The organism is [Clostridium] saccharolyticum WM1, from assembly GCF_000144625.1.
GTDB lineage: Bacteria > Bacillota > Clostridia > Lachnospirales > Lachnospiraceae > Lacrimispora > Lacrimispora saccharolytica.
In genome coordinates, this window is record NC_014376.1 from 1522801 (window position 1) to 1540370 (window position 17570).

14 protein-coding genes, 2 pseudogenes and 1 riboswitch are annotated in these 17570 nt (G+C 38.5%); of the genes and pseudogenes, 11 read left to right on the top strand and 5 right to left on the bottom strand.

Annotated features, from left to right (window positions below; all coding sequences use genetic code 11):
• Positions 1-15: 15 nt before the first annotated feature.
• Complete coding sequence (locus CLOSA_RS07260; RefSeq protein WP_013272121.1) at positions 16-888, bottom strand: substrate-binding domain-containing protein; 873 nt, start codon at positions 886-888, stop codon at positions 16-18.
• 14 nt (positions 889-902) lie between these two features.
• Positions 903-2603 carry a S8 family peptidase gene (locus CLOSA_RS07265; protein WP_013272122.1) on the bottom strand — a complete coding sequence of 567 codons (1701 nt, stop codon included), beginning with the start codon at positions 2601-2603 and terminating at the stop codon, positions 903-905.
• Between the two features lie 122 nt (positions 2604-2725).
• On the opposite strand from CLOSA_RS07265, the gene CLOSA_RS07270 reads away from it, so the two are divergent.
• From CLOSA_RS07270 to CLOSA_RS23760, 6 genes and pseudogenes are all read left to right on the top strand, one after another.
• Positions 2726-4006 carry an NHL repeat containing protein gene (locus CLOSA_RS07270; protein ID WP_013272123.1) on the top strand — a complete coding sequence of 427 codons (1281 nt, stop codon included), beginning with the start codon at positions 2726-2728 and terminating at the stop codon, positions 4004-4006.
• Position 4007: 1 nt separating this feature from the next.
• A complete protein-coding gene (locus tag CLOSA_RS07275) occupies positions 4008-4553 on the top strand; it encodes a rubrerythrin family protein (RefSeq protein WP_013272124.1) in 546 nt (181 codons plus the stop codon).
• 552 nt (positions 4554-5105) lie between these two features.
• Positions 5106-5191, top strand: a riboswitch (cyclic di-GMP riboswitch).
• A 363-nt stretch (positions 5192-5554) separates the two neighbouring features.
• Positions 5555-5743: pseudogene (gene tnpA, locus CLOSA_RS07280) on the top strand (IS200/IS605 family transposase); the annotation flags it as partial.
• 23 nt (positions 5744-5766) lie between these two features.
• On the top strand, positions 5767-5961 hold the full coding sequence (locus CLOSA_RS23670; RefSeq protein ID WP_157669072.1) for a hypothetical protein: 195 nt from the start codon (positions 5767-5769) through the stop codon (positions 5959-5961).
• The gene (locus CLOSA_RS07285) at positions 5927-7783 is read left to right on the top strand and encodes a family 78 glycoside hydrolase catalytic domain (protein ID WP_408643007.1); all 1857 of its coding nucleotides are present in this window, start codon (positions 5927-5929) and stop codon (positions 7781-7783) included. Before CLOSA_RS23670 ends, CLOSA_RS07285 begins: the two co-directional genes overlap by 35 nt.
• A gap of 81 nt (positions 7784-7864) precedes the next feature.
• A pseudogene (locus tag CLOSA_RS23760) lies at positions 7865-8056 on the top strand (transposase); the annotation flags it as partial.
• 176 nt (positions 8057-8232) lie between these two features.
• On the opposite strand, the gene CLOSA_RS07290 reads toward CLOSA_RS23760, so the two are convergent.
• Positions 8233-8688 carry a VOC family protein gene (locus CLOSA_RS07290; protein ID WP_013272126.1) on the bottom strand — a complete coding sequence of 152 codons (456 nt, stop codon included), beginning with the start codon at positions 8686-8688 and terminating at the stop codon, positions 8233-8235.
• A 35-nt stretch (positions 8689-8723) separates the two neighbouring features.
• Positions 8724-9560 carry a helix-turn-helix transcriptional regulator gene (locus tag CLOSA_RS07295; protein ID WP_013272127.1) on the bottom strand — a complete coding sequence of 279 codons (837 nt, stop codon included), beginning with the start codon at positions 9558-9560 and terminating at the stop codon, positions 8724-8726.
• A 474-nt stretch (positions 9561-10034) separates the two neighbouring features.
• On the opposite strand from CLOSA_RS07295, the gene CLOSA_RS07300 reads away from it, so the two are divergent.
• Together CLOSA_RS07300 and CLOSA_RS07305 are read left to right on the top strand one after the other, a co-directional pair.
• Positions 10035-10370: a hypothetical protein gene (locus CLOSA_RS07300; protein WP_013272128.1), complete on the top strand. Its 336-nt coding sequence runs from the start codon at positions 10035-10037 to the stop codon at positions 10368-10370.
• A gap of 46 nt (positions 10371-10416) precedes the next feature.
• Positions 10417-11226, top strand: a complete 810-nt coding sequence (locus tag CLOSA_RS07305; protein WP_157669004.1) for a MerR family transcriptional regulator — start codon at positions 10417-10419, stop codon at positions 11224-11226.
• A 23-nt stretch (positions 11227-11249) separates the two neighbouring features.
• Here CLOSA_RS07305 and CLOSA_RS07310 read toward each other — a convergent pair whose 3' ends face one another.
• Positions 11250-11849 carry a TetR/AcrR family transcriptional regulator gene (locus tag CLOSA_RS07310; protein WP_013272130.1) on the bottom strand — a complete coding sequence of 200 codons (600 nt, stop codon included), beginning with the start codon at positions 11847-11849 and terminating at the stop codon, positions 11250-11252.
• Positions 11850-12020: 171 nt separating this feature from the next.
• On the opposite strand from CLOSA_RS07310, the gene CLOSA_RS07315 reads away from it, so the two are divergent.
• From CLOSA_RS07315 to CLOSA_RS07325, 3 genes are all read left to right on the top strand, one after another.
• A complete protein-coding gene (locus CLOSA_RS07315) occupies positions 12021-12584 on the top strand; it encodes a nitroreductase family protein (protein WP_013272131.1) in 564 nt (187 codons plus the stop codon).
• Positions 12585-12914: 330 nt separating this feature from the next.
• A complete protein-coding gene (gene uvrA, locus CLOSA_RS07320) occupies positions 12915-16346 on the top strand; it encodes an excinuclease ABC subunit UvrA (RefSeq protein ID WP_013272132.1) in 3432 nt (1143 codons plus the stop codon).
• A gap of 11 nt (positions 16347-16357) precedes the next feature.
• Complete coding sequence (locus tag CLOSA_RS07325; RefSeq protein WP_013272133.1) at positions 16358-17545, top strand: MFS transporter; 1188 nt, start codon at positions 16358-16360, stop codon at positions 17543-17545.
• The last annotated feature ends 25 nt before the right edge of the window (positions 17546-17570 follow it).

A 17570-nucleotide genomic window follows, 5' to 3' on the forward strand; every position in this document is an offset into this window, starting at 1 on the left:
ATTTTAATTTAATAATTAAGATAATATTCGACTTGGTGTATATATATTAACAACAGTCACTCCAGTATTAATAAATTTCGGACCTGTATCAAATCCCCTTAATGCAGCAACTGACTCAGCCATACCCAAATAACCCATTGTATATGGATTTTGTACTAATGTTGCTTGTATAGTATTATCTCTTATCATTTCCTGAATCGTTTCAGTAATATCAAATCCAATGCCGATAATATTTGTATCATAATCTCTAAAAGCGTATCCCATCCCTAGCGTAGATCCTTCATTCGTTGAAAAAATACCAACAAGATTGGAATTGTCTTCTATATATTTTTCTGTTGCTTGTTTTGCTAACTCTGGGTCACCATTCGTATATATTGTTTCTAAAATTTGGTATCTGTCAAACGATTCAAAATAATCTCGAAACCCTATTTCACGATTTACAGTCGTTCTGTTTTCAGGTGTTACCCCAATGATTCCTATTGAGCCATTTGTGACACCAATTGCCTCTAATTCGTAATACATATTTTCTCCAGCTATCTTACCAGCTGTATAATTATCTGTAGCTAAGGTTATGATAGCTTCTTCAAACGCTGGTGCATCAACATAAATAATTTTTACACCCTTTGCTTTCGCTTCTTCAACTGCTCCCGAAATCTTTAAAGGATCACTCGCCGCTAACATGATTGCATCTGCTCCTGCTGCAACGGCATTATTAAATATTTGAATCTGTTTATTTACATCTCTTTCTAGAGGGGCATCCCATTCATAAGTAACACCTAACATAGATGCCATTTCTCTGGCACCTTTATCCATAACCATCCAAAATTGATCTCTTTTATCCATGGTTATTAGATAAATTTTATAATTTTCATTCATTATATGGTTCATTCACAAATCTCCTTTTAATAATTGATTCTTAATCGTAAACTATTTATTGCATTATATATATCTAAAATTCCATATCCCCATTCAGGATTTGGATATTTTATTGTTTCATCTCTTTTTGCACCTCTTAGTAAAAATTTTTTCAAATCAATTGTATTAAAAACAATATCCGATTTATTAGCCCATTCTAACAACATCGCAGCTACTCCTGCTGTATGTGCAGCAGCTACACTTGTTCCTGAAAACTCTGTAAATGTTTGTTTTAATGTTGGTCCAATTACATTGACACCTGGCGCTGCAATTTCCGGCTTAACAACGAGTGTTCTGGTATATCCTCGACTTGCATAAAGAAATATACTGTTATTAACATAATTATAAGCGGTAACAGTTAAAGGAATATTTGCATTTCCAGGAGATAATACTGTTGTATTTATATCCGGATTAACAAAAAATGTATTTTCTGATATAAATTCATTCATTGGTAGCCATATATGAAATCCAGTTTCCAAATCTCCACGTTTATATATATGAAATCTCCAGATTCCCGGTGCAGGTTCATTCATACGAAAAAAGATCACCTGATCACCCGTCTGTCTTTCTATCAGATTATTGATAATATCAATAGTAGTTCTCTCGAAAATGAATGAAACCCGTGTACTGTTACTGATTGATGTAGTCATATTAGGAATAAACTCACCAGATGGAGAAGTTATAGCAACAGAATATATATTGGGGGATTTCCCCCACAATTCTAATACGAATCCTGTTTCATTTTCTCCAACCATAAGTTCCACTGTAGAAAATTCCTTATGATCTTCTATGATTCCAAAAAAATGTCTGCGTTCATTCCCTTCATTCCCTGCTGCAATAACTACTGCAATCCCAGGACTAGAACCAATCAGGGATAAAGTGTTACTTAAGATCCCTCTACCGTCATGCCCCCCCTGGGATGTGCCTAAAGCTAGAAGAATTACCATAGGCCTTTCCAATTCAAATGCTGTTTCAACTAAAAACTCAATACCAAATAGAATATCAGTTTCTGAATAACAAACAGCCTCCTCTGGAATATTATAAAAATTTCTTAAATTTTGTTTTGCTTGCCGTAACTTTACAATCACTAATTCTGAATCTGTTGCAATTCCATAAAAGTTACTTTCAGGTACAACATTACCAGCAGCAATTCCAGCAATCATTGTGCCATGACCATTTTCATCTTTACTAGGTACTATATCTAGAGGAATATCTGATGCCAGAGCACGATTGATGTCTTCTTTTGCATAAACGGTCCCATACGGAATCGTATCAAAAGTTTGTTCCTGATTTATAGTCTGATCCCAAAGTTGATTAATTCTTGATGTTCCATCCGCATTTTTAAAAATTGGATTTATATAATCGATTCCTGTATCTACAATTCCTATTAGTACGCCTTGTCCCCTCAGATTAAAATTTGGAACACTTCTAATCCTGGAAATACCTGTAGCTTCCAGACTTGCTTCACTGATAATACCAAAACAGTTTGGTAAAGCTGAATATCCAAAATCAGCTATAAAATCAATTGTTATGAGATTCGAAGGAATATGTACAACTGCATAAATATTATTGATAATTGTTCTTGAGTACACGGAGTATTTATTAAAAAATGACATATTACCACTATATTCAACAAGTAAGTCAAAAAAGTCATTATTTGTCATTTCACTTATTTTTAAGGGAGCCATTAGATTTTCACCAGATTTACATTTATTTCATTCATATGTAAAATTAAAAAAAAATATGTTAAATGGTATTTTAATCATTCTTATAATATATATATTTATAAAAATGAAAGTTCTTATAAGTTATGAAAAGATATCTCAATCCTTTTGACATTTATGTTGAGCCAGATTTTTCCATAAGTGTATTCGCATCGGAGCTAAACAGTCCTGGAAGTATTCTGATTACTGATAATAATAAAATGTATATAACTGATACTGGCGAATTGACAGGTGAACCCAAATTATTATTATATGAAAATGGTAAATTCGAGTCTATAGCAGAAGGCTTTAATACTCCTATAACCGGCATTACATACAGATTTGGAAAAATATTTGTCTCACATAGAGGCTCTATAACAATTGTAGATGAAAATGGAACCCAAAAAAACATTGTTCAAGGTTTGCCATGTCAAGGAGATTTTCCTAATAGTAATGTTACTTTTCGATCCGATAATCGTCTTTTTTTTGGAATTGGAACTGCTACAAACTCAGGGGTAGTTGGCCTGGATAATAAATGGGTAATAAACCATCCATATTTTCATGATAAACCAGGCGATAATATCATTGTATTTGGTCAAAACTTTGAATCATATAATTATATTAATCATTCAAAAGAACCTGTTTTAACAGGAGCTTTTAGTTCCTTCGGTGAAATGAATTTTCCATACGAACAAAAAAAAGGAACTTTATTAGCGTCAGGAAGCATTCTTAGCTGTAATCCTGATGGCACGGATATTCAATTATATGCATGGGGATTCCGTAATATATCTTCATTAAATTTTGGTTATTATGATAGACTTTTTGCTTGCAATAATGGCTATGATGAACGAGGCAGCCGGCCAATTGCTAATGCTTCTGATGATTTCTATCATGTCGAGCCTGGGGTATGGTATGGCTGGCCTGACTTTTCAGCAGGAATGCCAGTTACTTCACCAAAATTTGATACGATATATAATCAAAAAATAGAGCTTTTAATCTCAAATCCTCCTAACATCCCTCCCAGACCAATTACAACGTTTCCAAACGGAACAAATTTAAAAGGTTTTTTAGTAAACGAATATCGTGAGTTTGGAAATATAGGAGATATTTTTATTACCGAATATGGTGGTACCACGATTAAGCAACAATACTATGGACGGAAAATCTCAAAAATTAATACCATATCAGGAGAAACAACAACGTTTGCCATGAATAAGTCTGGCAATTCTTTATATTCAACTACAGGCGGATTCGGAAGACCCTCTGATTTGGCCTTCGATACAGAAGGTGATTTATATGTAATAGATTCCGGCATAAATAACTTAAATAACTCCCATTGTTTATTATCAAATACGGGCGTAATTTGGAAGATTAGTCGAGAAAGGTGATATGATGAGCTTTATAGAAAGTGATACATATAAGAATTTAGTTATGTTATATGAAAAAGAGTTAATGTTTAGTGCACGATATGAATTATATAGCCTGATTGCAAGAAGTGATGGTTTTATTGAATATGCAAACATTTACGATTCTTTCGCAAGGCAAGATCGTGAACATGCTCGCATATGGTTGAGAAACTTAAGTCAGGGAAATTTACCTGGAACGGCAGAAACTTTGATTGAATCAGCGAAAGCTGAAAACAATTTGGCTAGTATTGAGTATCAAAATGCTATTCAGGTAGCTCGGCAAGAAGGTTACAATGAAATTGTCTCATTAATGGCTGGAATTGCAAACATAAATTTTAATCATGAATTAGTATTTCAACAGATGTATAATAACATTATATTAAATCAGGTTTACTGTAAACCAAACGAAATTTTGTGGACCTGTATACAATGTGGAAACATTATGTCAGGTCTTTGTGCTCCTGAGATTTGTCCTGTCTGCGGATTTCCTCAAGGTTATTATCGCCCTCTTAACGATTGTATCTATTAATTTTAAACTATTTATTAGATAGTTAACGAATGGTTAATTTTAATACAACCAAGTACAGCTATATGAACATGGAAGCAATTTTTGTCTTATAGATGCTATATTTTAAAAGTTAGGTTCACAGTACTTAAAAGCAGTTCACTCCACCAGGAGAGTGGTCTGCTTTTTTTAAGCCTGTTTCAGGTTTAGTGATGTGACGTGAAAGAGAAATGCTTACTCAAAGAAAATTGCAGAAAAAAACAATTAAAATATATTGTTAATATAACAGATATATCAAGGCAGTTTTGTTTCCTCTATAATATTCCCCAGTATTGTAAATTATGTGTATTTTGCACATTAAATGATATTACTAATTGTTGTTATCTATTGTACTTGTTATAATTTGCGCAGTTACAGAAATTAACAAAAGTATCCTTTTGCTATAAATGCATTTATTTAAGAATGAAACAAATGCATGTAATTTTAAACAAGTTTTACAGAGTTCAATGCGTATTATTATTACCTGATCCATTTAGAACAGAAGTAGCCATTATAAATAAATAGTTACTATTAAAAATAAGTCAAAGGAAAACCTGTTAAAAAAGGGACGCAAAGCCGAAGGTCTAAGGCGTTTCTTGTACTATGTTTGCCCAGTTGTCAGAATAATTTATTAGGCGTTTGTCCTCATTTGAAGGCAGGTTTTTGTGTTTTGTAACGTCTTTCAAACAAGGAAGATACCAGTTTTTGCATATTACTTAGATAAGAGGTTATCTGTATGCTTCATTCCAACATCTGTTTTTTGAGGTGGAGATAAAGACAGCCGAGTACGTACACGTGCTGATTTTTTTGCTTATGGGCTTTAGCCTGTTGAACATGGGTGAGTTTCTCTTTAAGAGAAATGAATCCATGTGAAATAATAAACCACCCGCTATGCGGGTGCGAGTCAGTAAGTTATACAAAAAATCACCTTTCCGATTATAATAGAGGTGTCCAAGCCACTATTAGAGAAAGGAAAGGTGATTTCAATGGCGAAGAAAGCCAATGAACTGGCACACACGAAATGGATGTGCAAATATCATATCGTCTTCACACCTAAGTATAGACGAAAAGTAATTTATAATCAATACAAGGAAGATTTGAGAGAAGTCTTGAAGCAACTATGTAATTATAAGGGGGTCCAAATCTTAGAAGGCCATATTATGCCGGATCATGTACGTGAAACGGAAGCAGATGTGTTATTCAAACAGATGAGACTTGGAAAGCGTCAGATTCAGTTATTTTGGATGCTTCGATCTATAATGGGGAAACCAGGGACGATAGCAAAAATCCATCGGTTCGGACATCTTGTATAAAACAGGAGGTAACATACAGGTTGGTTCCTGAAAATACATCCGTCAATTTTTGTCTCTCCCAAAGGAGAGCAGATTCTTGATTTTGGGCAGAATATGGTGGGTTTTTGTAAATTCATCTGCCGTGAAGAAAGAGGCGGGCAAATACATCTTCAATATGGGGAAGTACTGCAGCAGGAATGCTTTTATAATGGCAATTACAGGTCGGCAAAGGCGGAATATAACTATACATCAGATGGGTGTATAAAAGAAGTGGAGCCATTCTTTACATTCTATGGTTTTCGTTATGTAAAGGTTTCTGGTATAAGCAAGATTGACCCAAAGGATTTTACCGGAGTGGTTTTGTATTCTGACCTTCAACAAACCTTGCAGGTAAGTACGGATCATGTAAAATTAAACCGGTTGATGCAAAATTCCTTATGGGGACAGAGGGGAAATTTTATTGATATACCAACGGACTGTCCCCAACGGGATGAGCGACTTGGCTGGACGGCAGATGCCCAGGTTTTTGTGAATACTGCCTGCTATCATATGGACTGTTACAGCTTTTATAAGAAATATCTGAATGACTTGCGCTATGATCAAAAGGTTCATTACGAAGGTGATATCCCAATGTATTCTCCCTCCTTAAAAAAAGCGGCTGGCAGTGGCGGGGCAGTATGGGCAGATGCGGGAACCATAATTCCGTGGAATTTATATCAGGCCTATGGAGATAAAAGGCTGCTTGATGAAAATTATAGTATGATGAAGGAATATACGGATACGGTAATTACGGTAGATAAAAAAGACGGAAACCATCATATTATAACATCAGGATTTACCTACGGGGACTGGCTGGCACAGGATGGAGTATGTCCCCAGGCTTTGTTAGGAGGAACCGATGAAAATTTTATTAAAAGTATCTACTATAAAAACAGTCTGGATTTAACGGCTAAGGCAGCCAAAGTATTACGTAAAAAGGAAGATGAGAGATACTACTCATCACTTTCAAATCAAGTAAGAAAGGCAATTCTCAGAGAATACTTTACACCGGTTGGCAAACTGGCTGTTGATACACAGACAGCATATGTTCTCTCACTTTATTATCAGGTTTTTATTGATAAAAACAAGGTAATTGAAGGCTTGAAGGCCAGATTGAAGAAAGATCTCTACAGAATTAAGAGTGGTTTTACCGGAACCCCTCTGATGCTGCCGGTGCTGTTTGAAAATGGTATGGATGAGGAAGCCTACCGGATACTTTTTAATGAAGAATTTCCGGGCTGGCTCTATGCTGTGAATCTTGGCGCAACGACGATATGGGAGAGGTGGAATTCCATGCTGCCGGATGGAAGGGTGAATGGAATAAACATGAATTCTTTCAATCATTATGCATATGGTTCCGTATGTGAAGCAATCTATAAATATATAGCTGGTCTAAAGTTTACGAAGGCCGGATGTAAGTGCGCCCTCATCGCTCCAAAGCTGAATTATAGGCTAAAGCACATGAAGTTAGCCTTTGAATCTCCATTAGGTACGTATCAAATTGAATGGTTCATTCAAGAAGACGGAGTCTTCCAAATGGATGTCATGATACCTTATGGAGCAACAGCCAAGGTCATTCTGCCTAACCATAAGGACAAAAGGATAGATGAGTTAACTTCAGGAGAATATCATTATTGTTATATGCCGGTCATAGATTATCATCATCCATTCAGTGAATCCTCGATAGTACTTGATCTCCTTAGCAATAAGGAGGCAAACCGAGTTTTCCGTGAAAGACTGCCAAGAATATATGCTATGGTAACCGGAGAAGATGAAGAGTTTCTAGCGATGGACCTAATTGCTTTTGGTTATCATAAAATGTTTGGAACATCTTTGGACGAAATAGCAGAAGCAGGAAAAGCATTAAGAGTAATTAAGGTTTAATCATAAACCTTAAAAGAAATCGAAACTTTGCTTTCAGAAAGAAAACCCAGTTAAGAATGGAACAGATGTCAATGCTCTCATGTCCGTAGAATTATTTACACCACAAATGCCATAGAGGGCATTATCGTCAGCTCCGGAAGGTCACTAAAAGCAAGACGATATTTCCAATAGAGAACAGCCTGTGAAAAAGCTATATCTGACAGTTATGGATATCACAAAAAATGGACCGGTCACCGGCAGGACTGGGGTCAAATAATTTCCCAGTATTTATAATACAAACATGGGCAAGAACCTATGAAAAATAGCCTTGCCCATAAATTACTACTAAAATTTTATATCAGTTTTTCGCGTTTACACGGACTTTGTAATAGCCTCTGACAAAAGCCCATGCCTCGGTACGCCATCCATCTGCCTCGGCGATAAAGAAATGGCTTCCAACTAGTGAATCTTTACATAAGGCTTTTAACAAATGCTACAGGGAACATGGTTCTCTCCGCAGTTTCCTCAATGCTTAGTCCTTGTGCTAAAAAACGTTTTGCTACACTTGTCATGCTTTCGGCCACTTCTACTATAAATTTATCATAGTCATAAAATCTTATAACACTCTGTCCCCAAGGATATTCTTTCGCCTTGTGAATAAATTCAATTCCTTCCGTGCTGCTGATTTTATCTTGCCAATATTCCAAATCTTCCACTTCAAAGTAAAGCTGAAAGTTGTTCGGCTTCCCCTTGCTGGGCAAATCTGCACCAACAAGTTCGGCGTAATTGGATTGCAGGGAAAGCCCGCTTTCAAAAGACACATGTACCCCCAAATCCATCATAATCTTTTGTTCCATCACAGTTTCATAAAAATGCTTTGCCTTCTCCATATCAGATACGGCAATCAAAGTACCTTGATATTGCATATTATCACTCCTTATTAGTTTTTCTTGATTATATGTTAGAATTTGGCTATCTCGCTGTAAAAATCGGACATATTATCCCGATACTCCTGCGGAGTGATACCGCAAATGGCCTTAAAATCATTGATGAAGTGAGGCATATCATAAAAACCAGTTTCCATAAAAACCTGTGTTAAGCCATAGTTGTGCCGCTGTAAAAGGCGTATAGACTTGTTTACACGTACAAGGCGAGAGAACGATTTTATACCCACGCCCATATATTCGTCAAAAAGTCGTACCAAATGACGTTCGCTATAAAAAACATTGTGTGAAAGCTCTTTCACGGAAAGAGTCCCTCCGCTATTTATAATCAAATTACTTGCTTGTGAAAATTCCTGGCGATAAAATGCACCTTTCAAGTGCGCCAGAAAGAGCCTGTCCATTTTAGTAATTAGGTTATGGATACTAAACGACGTTTCCAGTTCATTTGCCATCAGGCGGTTCATTGAGGGATTAACATCTTCAAAGTCTATTACACAATCTGTCATTTCTTTTTGCGGCATTCCGCTAAAAGCATAATAACCCGCCGGTTGAAACTCTACAATAAACAAGAGGCTAAAATGATTGGCTGACTTGCCAACATAGGAAGGCTTCGTGATGGGACCAAACAAGTTGCTGTGGATGTAGCAATCAGTACATGATTGCACAAGTGTAGCGCTCCCGTGGGGCACAACAGCGTAATTATCTGACATCATACCTTTACTCGGAAAAGTGATCGTGTAATTGGATATAAAATTTCTAAGCTCTGAATGTGGTTGAATATATATAAAATCATCACCTCGTATTAGTACGCGGCTATAATTCCTATAGTTCTGAATTGAATCTTTTGTAAGCAAAGCACGGCCACCTCCCCTTTACCATTTGTGATTCAAGTGAAATGTACACAAAATATAAGCACTCTACAATCCTTATTATGCTATATAAAAGTATTTAATTTTAATGATATTTTACTAAATAAAAATTATTTAAACAAGGAGAATTTGCCATATATGAAAAGTGAACCCAATAGATGCCCGGAGCTTATGCAACCGCAATAGAATTAAATATAAAAACCACAAATAAAAGCACAGGAGATCCATAATGGAAAATAGTTTAGCCATACGAAATAGGAATAAAAGTACCGCATAGTTTTTGCACCAAAATTACGGAGACATGTATTCTGATAGGGTAAAAAAGCAGATGTAGTACAAATATGAGACATTATATCAAGAAAAAAAACAGTAAATTAATATTTTTGTACAAAACTTCTTGCATGTTACGTAGCGTAATGTATTAATATGATAGTAACAGGAAAAGGAAGGTGAATCTATATGAAAGATAATAATAGCGACATAAACGACACACAAAAATTTGTTATAAAGACAAAGCAAGGAGACTTTGTAATTTCATGGCCCTGTAACCAGAGGACGGGGTTTTGCCCTTATTGTCATAAGTGCATTCCTTTGAACTCCATTGTATTTAAAAAAGAAAATGAAAATAGTGTCGAAACCTATTCGGGCATGGAGGCAGTTGAGAAGAAAAAAGACGGCAGACTAAATGAAGAAAGCAAAGACTATAACAGGCAGATTGGGGAATGTCCATATTGTCATAAGGAAATACCCGTATGCGAGATTCTAATTAAAAAAACAGGTGAGGAAGAACGGTAGATTCTGTTATATTAAAAACAGGTCAAAGCACGCGAAAGTGAATGATATGGAGAATAAAAAAGATTTGTTAACAATTGGAGAGTTAGCACAAATGGCTGGAGTAACAATACGTACACTTCAGTATTATGATGAGAAGAATTTACTGAAGCCAGTTATTACAGAGGGTGGAAGAAGAAAATATACGAGTGATGATGTTTTACGTCTTGAACAGATTTTATTTCTTAAATCATTGGGCTTTTCTTTAGATGAAATTGATAAAAAGATACTGAAATATAATGATAAGGCTGACTTAGAGGAAGTATTCGGACAACAGCGAAAAGTTCTGATTGGTAAGATGGAACACTTAAATAATATGGTGGATATGCTTGATGCGGCTATTGCGGAGACAAAAAATAGCCAGGAAATTAATATGAATTGTATTATTGCGATTATTGAGTCGATGAAACGGGGGAATTCCTATGGATTTTTAGTTAGATATTTTAACAATGAACAACTGAAAAGCTTTGCAATTCGATTGTTTGGCATGTCTTATGGTTTGAATGCAAAAAAAGCGTTTGATAAACTAAAAGAACTTTATGAAAAAGGTGTTGATCCAGAGGGGAAAGAAGGACAGTATCTAGCAAAGCTCTGGTGGGATATGGTCAACGATTTTACCTATGGTGACATTGATTTGTTAAAAGCAATGATAGATGCAGGTAGAGATATACAAAATTGGCCGGAGGAAGTGAAAGATATAAAAAAGCCTATTGAAAGTTTTCTTGCAAAGGCACTTAATTCTTATTTTTATAATAACAGTTTAGATAAAAGCATAAAAAACTTATGGTTGTTGAACCGCTTGCCTTTGCAGAACTTATAATTGGATGATTGAACGGGCAAAGGTCATGAAGACAATATGTGAAAAACGGTTTCGATGATTTGTCGTTTTAGAGCATCAAAACTTATGCGTTTATGGGGAAATACAGAATTCTCTTGATTCAAGGAGTCAACCAAGATGCTGCAGACATAAACTTTTTCAAGCAAGTCATGAGACACGAAACCATTTTGATTCAGTATTTCTACAATTTTTGAAATGTATTCATGCTCAAAATCACAGAAATGATGATTGATTTCTTCATCTTCCAGCATCATCATTCTTAATGGAGCCAATACCGAACCCGATGTACAAAAGAATTGGATATAGCATTGAATCCATTGATCTATGAAAACAGAAAGGCGAAATGGTTCCGGTAATTGCTTCAGCGCTTCAAATAAAAGCTGAGAGTTTGAATCAAGATACTGCTCATATGCAGCAATATAGATATCACGTTTATCCTTGAAATAGCTATATAACGCCCCTATGGAAACACCGGCACGCTCCGCAATTTCTATGGTGTTGGTTTTGTGGTAACCTTTTTCGCAGAATAGCTCAAATCCGGTTATTGCAATGTTTTTCTTTTTATCTATGGACCGTTTCTGTTTGGGGGTTCGTATATTTGCCATTGGTATTATAATCCTTCCGCAAAACTATCTTCTCATTGTATTATTATACTTCTTTGCTTATAATTTAGCAACGATATATGAAGTTATCTTCGCATTTTATTGACGTGATTATTATGAAGGAGTATGATTGGAATGCGAAGCTTTATTCACTTTTAGCAAGGAGGAAGCATAATGAATTTTTTAGAATTAGCAAAAGAACGCTGCACAACAAGAGGATTTACAAAACAGAAAATATCGGATAATGACCTTGAACAGATTTTATCTGCGGGGCGCGTTGCGCCTACGGCGTGCAATAAGCAGCCGCAAAGGATTATTGTGGTCAGGCATCCGGACAATATTAAAAAGGTGCAGAAAGCATATAAGACCTTTGGCTCAGAGTGTGTGCTGATTGTTTGCAGGGATAAAAGGTCTGCTTTAGTACGACCTTATGACCAAAAATGTTCAGGTGATTTGGATATCGGCATCGTTTGTGACCATATGATGCTGGCAGCCAGAGAGCTAAATATAGGAAGTGTGATGGTGGGGTTATTTGACCCTGAAATCATCAGAAAAGAATTGAATGTCCCTGAATACATAGAACCTACTGCATTATTGATTCTGGGTTATCCGGAAAAAGAGTTTTTGAGTCCTGAACGTCATATTACTGAAAGAAAACCGCTTACCGATACCGTGATGTATGAAAAATATATAGAGGAAAGAGCTGACCTTGAATCAACCTGTTGGAAAAAACTTTAATAAAGAGGTAATGCGATGAAGATATCATCAAAAAAAATTCTTATTCCTGCTTCTGTCATTATTCTGGCGGCCGTTGCTTTTATTCTATTCCTGTATTTTTGTTGTATCCCATATTATAAAACCCTTTCATGGGAAGCCCAAGGAAGCGGTTAAGTCCCATTTGTCAAACGCATAAAACAATGATTATGAGTGATTACAGCAGTAGTCGCTCTTTTCTTTTTGCCACAAACCAAGTAGGGAAGGCCGCCGCGCCCTAAAGAAAAATTCCAATTCCCTCTTGACTCTGACACGGTGTCAGGGGTTAGGGTCAATTTTGAGGAGGGAGATAAAATGAAATTATCATCTTTTATAAAACAGAGCATTATGACAAATCCACACCAATATAAGAGCCGGTATGAACCCTTGCCGTCATCCCCAACAGAACTATTGCGTACCGTGCAAGGTCTGGTGATACACGGCGATCAGGGCAAACTGTACGGCGTTTCCTTCAGTAAACGCCAATTAGAAGAAGAACTGCTGCGAAATGTGCCGCAAATGCTGGATCGGTTATTTCAAATTGACGAAAGCCCGTTAAATACCATAAGGCTGCCGAACTTACGATTGATTGGAATGTGCCGGGATTACGCATTGCTTCTGGTATCCTTTTTACGTCACCAGGGGATACCTGCCCGTCTTCGGGTTGGCTTTGCAAATTACTTCAAGAGCGAGCTGATGTATGAAGATCACTGGCTGATTGAATATTACAGCATGGAGGAAAAACGGTGGATACGAATGGACGCACAGTTGGATGAAATTCAGAAAACACATTACCGAATTGCATTTAATACAGAAGATATGCCAGCCGATGCAGGTTATCTTCTCGGCGGTCAGGCGTGGATGCTGTGCAGGTCGGGGGAACAGCATCCGGAGGATTTTGGTTACAACAAAAATTGGAAAGGCTGGCATTCCGTCAAAGGAAACCTGCTTCACGATTTTAACAGCCTGCTGGGATTGGAGCTTCTTCCATGGGATTTGTGGACAGAGCTTAGCACAAAAAAATACAGCGATTTAAACAAAAGTGAAAAAAACCTGCTGGATGAGATGGCGGAAATTACCGTGAACCCTGATGTGTCAGAAAAAGAGCTTTTAAATGTTCTAAGCCAGTTACCGGCAGCGTATATGGAGTCCATCCAATCAAAACTCAGAATGCTGGGTGTTCAAGAGCAGACCGAGATCACGGATCCGGATACGCTGGAACCGAAGTTTTTTATACAGTCTGTCCCCAAAACCGGCAATGCTGTTTTACCGGCAAAGCAGCCAAATGACGTATTGATGCTAACGGGCTGCCGGCAGAACAATTTAAAAAATATCGATGTATCCATTCCGAAAAATAAGCTGACAGTCATCACCGGTGTGAGCGGAAGCGGCAAATCCTCCTTAGCGTTCGATACGATTTATGCAGAGGGAAAGCGCCGGTATCTTGATCATATGTCCAATGCGGCCAAGATGCAGGAATTCATTGAAAAGCCGGATTTTGATGGGATACAGGGGCTTACTCCCACCATTGCCATCGAACAGAAAAAAGGAAGTCAGAACCCTCGCTCCACCGTAGGAACTTTGACGGGGATTATGGATCAGCTGCGAATGCTTTTTGTGTCTATCGGAAAGCCTTATTGCCCTTACTGCGGTGTACCTGTGAAGAAAGACAGTAAAAACAAAAACCGGTGTCCGGTATGCGGGAATTTGTTTCAAGCCCTTACCGTGTCCGTCTTTAATGCCAATACCCATACGGGAGCATGTCACGTCTGCAGCGGTCTTGGTTTCCAATATAAGGTCAATCCTGCTTCGATTGTAGTCAATGAAAATCTTTCTGTACTGGAGGGAGCAACTTCTTATTTTGGAAAGCTGCGTGGTAAAAAGCCCACCGGAAACTGGATGGTTGGAGAATTATATGCCATAGCAGCGGATAGGAACATTGACTTAGATACTCCTTGGAAAGAGTTGCCGGAAGATTTTAAGAATGCGCTGCTTTATGGTACTGGGGATAAGGTTTATAGGTTTCAATACAATTCCGGCGGCAGGGATACGGAAATCAACCGTCCGGCGGCCGGAGCGGTTGCCCATATACAAAGATTGTTCAGGGAATCGAAATCGGAGGATAATCCGTGGAAACAGTATATGTATGAGATCCCATGCCCGGTCTGTCACGGAGAGCTGTTATGCCCGGAAGCCCGGTATACCACGATGATGGGCTATCGGCTGCCTGAACTAGCCAAAATGCCCATTGTACGGCTTAGGGAGTGGATATACAGCTTACAAGGTTTACTCTCAGATAATCAAAGAAACAAGGCGGGAGAAGTATTGCAGGAGGTCCAGATCCGGATCGATAATTTGCTGCAGGTTGGTCTGCCTTATGTAACTTTAAACCGTACAGCTCCCACGCTTTCCGGGGGTGAGCTTCAGCGTGTCCGCCTGTCCAGTCACCTCGGCAGTGATTTAATCGGGCTGACCTATATTCTGGATGAACCGTCTATCGGGTTACATCCGAGAGATCATCATCGGATGATTGATACCATGAAACATTTAAGGGATAAAGGGAATACAGTGATTGTTGTGGAGCATGACCGTGACACTATGCTGGAAGCGGATTATATCATCGATATCGGCCCCGGAGCAGGCGTTCACGGCGGGGAAGTTGTATCAGCCGGAACAGTAGAGGAAGTAAAAGAGAATTCTCTTTCCGCTACCGGCCGTTATCTGAAAGGTGAGTATGAATGGAACTTATCAAACAATCGGGTTCCCCATGAATGGTTGATATTAAAGGGCTGTACAGGAAACAATCTGAAACATATTGATGCCTATTTTCCGCTTCATGTGATGTGCTGTATTACTGGTGTAAGCGGTTCCGGGAAAAGCTCATTGGTTTTTGGAACACTGATTCCAGCATTGGAAGAAGCGATTAAGAACCAAAGAAATTACAAGAAAAGCTACCAAACATTTGAGGGATATGAAACAATCAATGCCTTTGTCCAGATGGATCAAAGCCCGATCGGAAAATCCTCCCGATCAACGCCTGCCACCTACATCGGTATATTTGATATGATCCGTGCGCGGTATGCAAAGCAGCCCAAGGCTCTGGAATGTGGAATGTCAGAGAGCCATTTCAGCTTTCATTCCAAAGATGGGCAGTGCCCTGCATGTGAGGGACAGGGTCAGATTAAGATTGTATTTCAATATATGGCGGATCATTATGTGACCTGTACGGAGTGCAAAGGCAGCCGTTATCAGGAATCCGTACTGGAGGTACTTTACAAAGGAAAAAACATTGCAGAGGTTCTGCAAATGGATATTGCCCAAGCAGTTTCTTTTTTTGCTGATGTACCGGAAGTCCGGACAAAACTGCAGTTGATGGAGGAAGTAGGGCTCTCTTATCTGAAGCTGGGTCAGAGCATTGCGACTCTGAGCGGAGGGGAAGCGCAGAGACTGAAATTAGCGAAAGAGCTTGGAGGAAAGCAGAAAAAACACATGGTTTACATTTTGGATGAACCCACTACCGGACTGCACTTTCAGGATATTGAGAAGCTTTTGCTGATATTCAGAAAGCTCACAGATGCGGGGCATACCTTATACATCATCGAACATAATACGGACATTATCCGTGCTTCGGACTGGATGATAGATATAGGCCCGGAGGGAGGAACCGGAGGAGGAAAAATCGTTGCATCAGGGCCCCCGGATGAAATCAAAAAAAATACTGCCAGCATTACAGGCAGATATTTGTAAGGAGAGTACCGATGAAACCATCAAAAAAAGACACATGGCAGTATAAACTGACGGCATATATGGTCAGTCAGGGAATCTCTTTGCTGGGCTCATCCATCGTATCTTTGGCAATTATCTGGTATGTTACATTGGGAACAGGCTCCGGCATCATGGTTGCCGGAGTTACGGTTACCACCTTTTTGCCTCAGGCACTCATCCTGCTGTACGGCGGCGTTTTGGCTGACCGCTATTCACCCAAACGTATTGTGATGATAAGTGATTCAATGATAGCGCTATCTACTTTTGTTCTTGTGATTTTGTTTATCACCGGTAAGGACAGTATCCGCTGGGTTCTTTTTTTCAATGCACTGCGATCCTTTGGTACAGGAATCCAGCTTCCCGCTTCCAAAAGTATTCTGCCGCAGATCGTACCCGGAGAGCAATTAATGAAAGCAAACAGTATCTATACCGGTATCTGGAGTACCATCCAGTTGGTATCTCCCGGACTTGGCGGCCTTGTTATGAGCCTGATGTCGATTCCATTTGTTTTTCTAATTGATATAGGAACCGCAATCACGGGTGTTTTACTTCTTGCGACTGTAGCAATTCCAGTACGTGAGATGCGGCAAAGTGCTGAAAATAAAAATGAGGGGCTGGTAGATGGATTTCATTACATTATGAATTCCATAGCACTGCGAAACAGCATCTTGCTATATACCATATTCTCCTTTCTGGTTGTTCCGGCCTCTCAGCTTACGCCGTTGCTGGCATCCCAAAATATAGGGAAGGAGGTCTGGATATTAAGTGTAACCGAAACGGCATTTTCCATCGGGGCTTTGGCAGTCAGTGTGTTTATGTCGTACAAAGAACTTCCGATTCCTCACGTTAAGCTTATTGGCATTTCGGCTGTTATTTTTGGAGCAACCATGATTTTATTGCTGCCAGCTCACGGCATTGTGGTATTTGCAGTGTTAATGATGATTATGGGTGCAGGAAGTCCGTTATACTACACGCCGCTGATTACTCTCATACAGGAGAATACGGAGGATCGCTATATGGGGCGGACGTTTTCATATGCAGACTTGTTTTCTACGCTGGCTGCTCCTATTGGCATGGTAGTATTTGGCCCTATGGCCAATGTCAGTATTCTGCTGCCTTTTGTCATTCCAGGTGTTGGCCTGATCCTTCTGGGGTTTTTGACCGGAAAAAAATTCCGGTAATACAGTCCAGAGGAGCTGCTTTATA

Excerpts from the sequence above, each read along its gene's own strand:
- CLOSA_RS07305 (WP_157669004.1), top strand. The coding sequence starts at position 10,417 with ATGGAGAATAAAAAAGATTTGTTAACAATTGGAGAGTTAGCACAAATG.
- CLOSA_RS07265 (WP_013272122.1), bottom strand. The coding sequence starts at position 2,603 with ATGGCTCCCTTAAAAATAAGTGAAATGACAAATAATGACTTTTTTGAC.
- CLOSA_RS07325 (WP_013272133.1), top strand. The coding sequence starts at position 16,358 with ATGAAACCATCAAAAAAAGACACATGGCAGTATAAACTGACGGCATAT.
- CLOSA_RS07275 (WP_013272124.1), top strand. The coding sequence starts at position 4,008 with ATGATGAGCTTTATAGAAAGTGATACATATAAGAATTTAGTTATGTTA.
- uvrA (WP_013272132.1), top strand. The coding sequence starts at position 12,915 with ATGAAATTATCATCTTTTATAAAACAGAGCATTATGACAAATCCACAC.
- CLOSA_RS07300 (WP_013272128.1), top strand. The coding sequence starts at position 10,035 with ATGAAAGATAATAATAGCGACATAAACGACACACAAAAATTTGTTATA.
- CLOSA_RS07260 (WP_013272121.1), bottom strand. The coding sequence starts at position 888 with ATGAACCATATAATGAATGAAAATTATAAAATTTATCTAATAACCATG.
- CLOSA_RS07270 (WP_013272123.1), top strand. The coding sequence starts at position 2,726 with ATGAAAAGATATCTCAATCCTTTTGACATTTATGTTGAGCCAGATTTT.
- CLOSA_RS07310 (WP_013272130.1), bottom strand. The coding sequence starts at position 11,849 with ATGGCAAATATACGAACCCCCAAACAGAAACGGTCCATAGATAAAAAG.
- CLOSA_RS07315 (WP_013272131.1), top strand. The coding sequence starts at position 12,021 with ATGAATTTTTTAGAATTAGCAAAAGAACGCTGCACAACAAGAGGATTT.
- CLOSA_RS07290 (WP_013272126.1), bottom strand. The coding sequence starts at position 8,688 with ATGCAATATCAAGGTACTTTGATTGCCGTATCTGATATGGAGAAGGCA.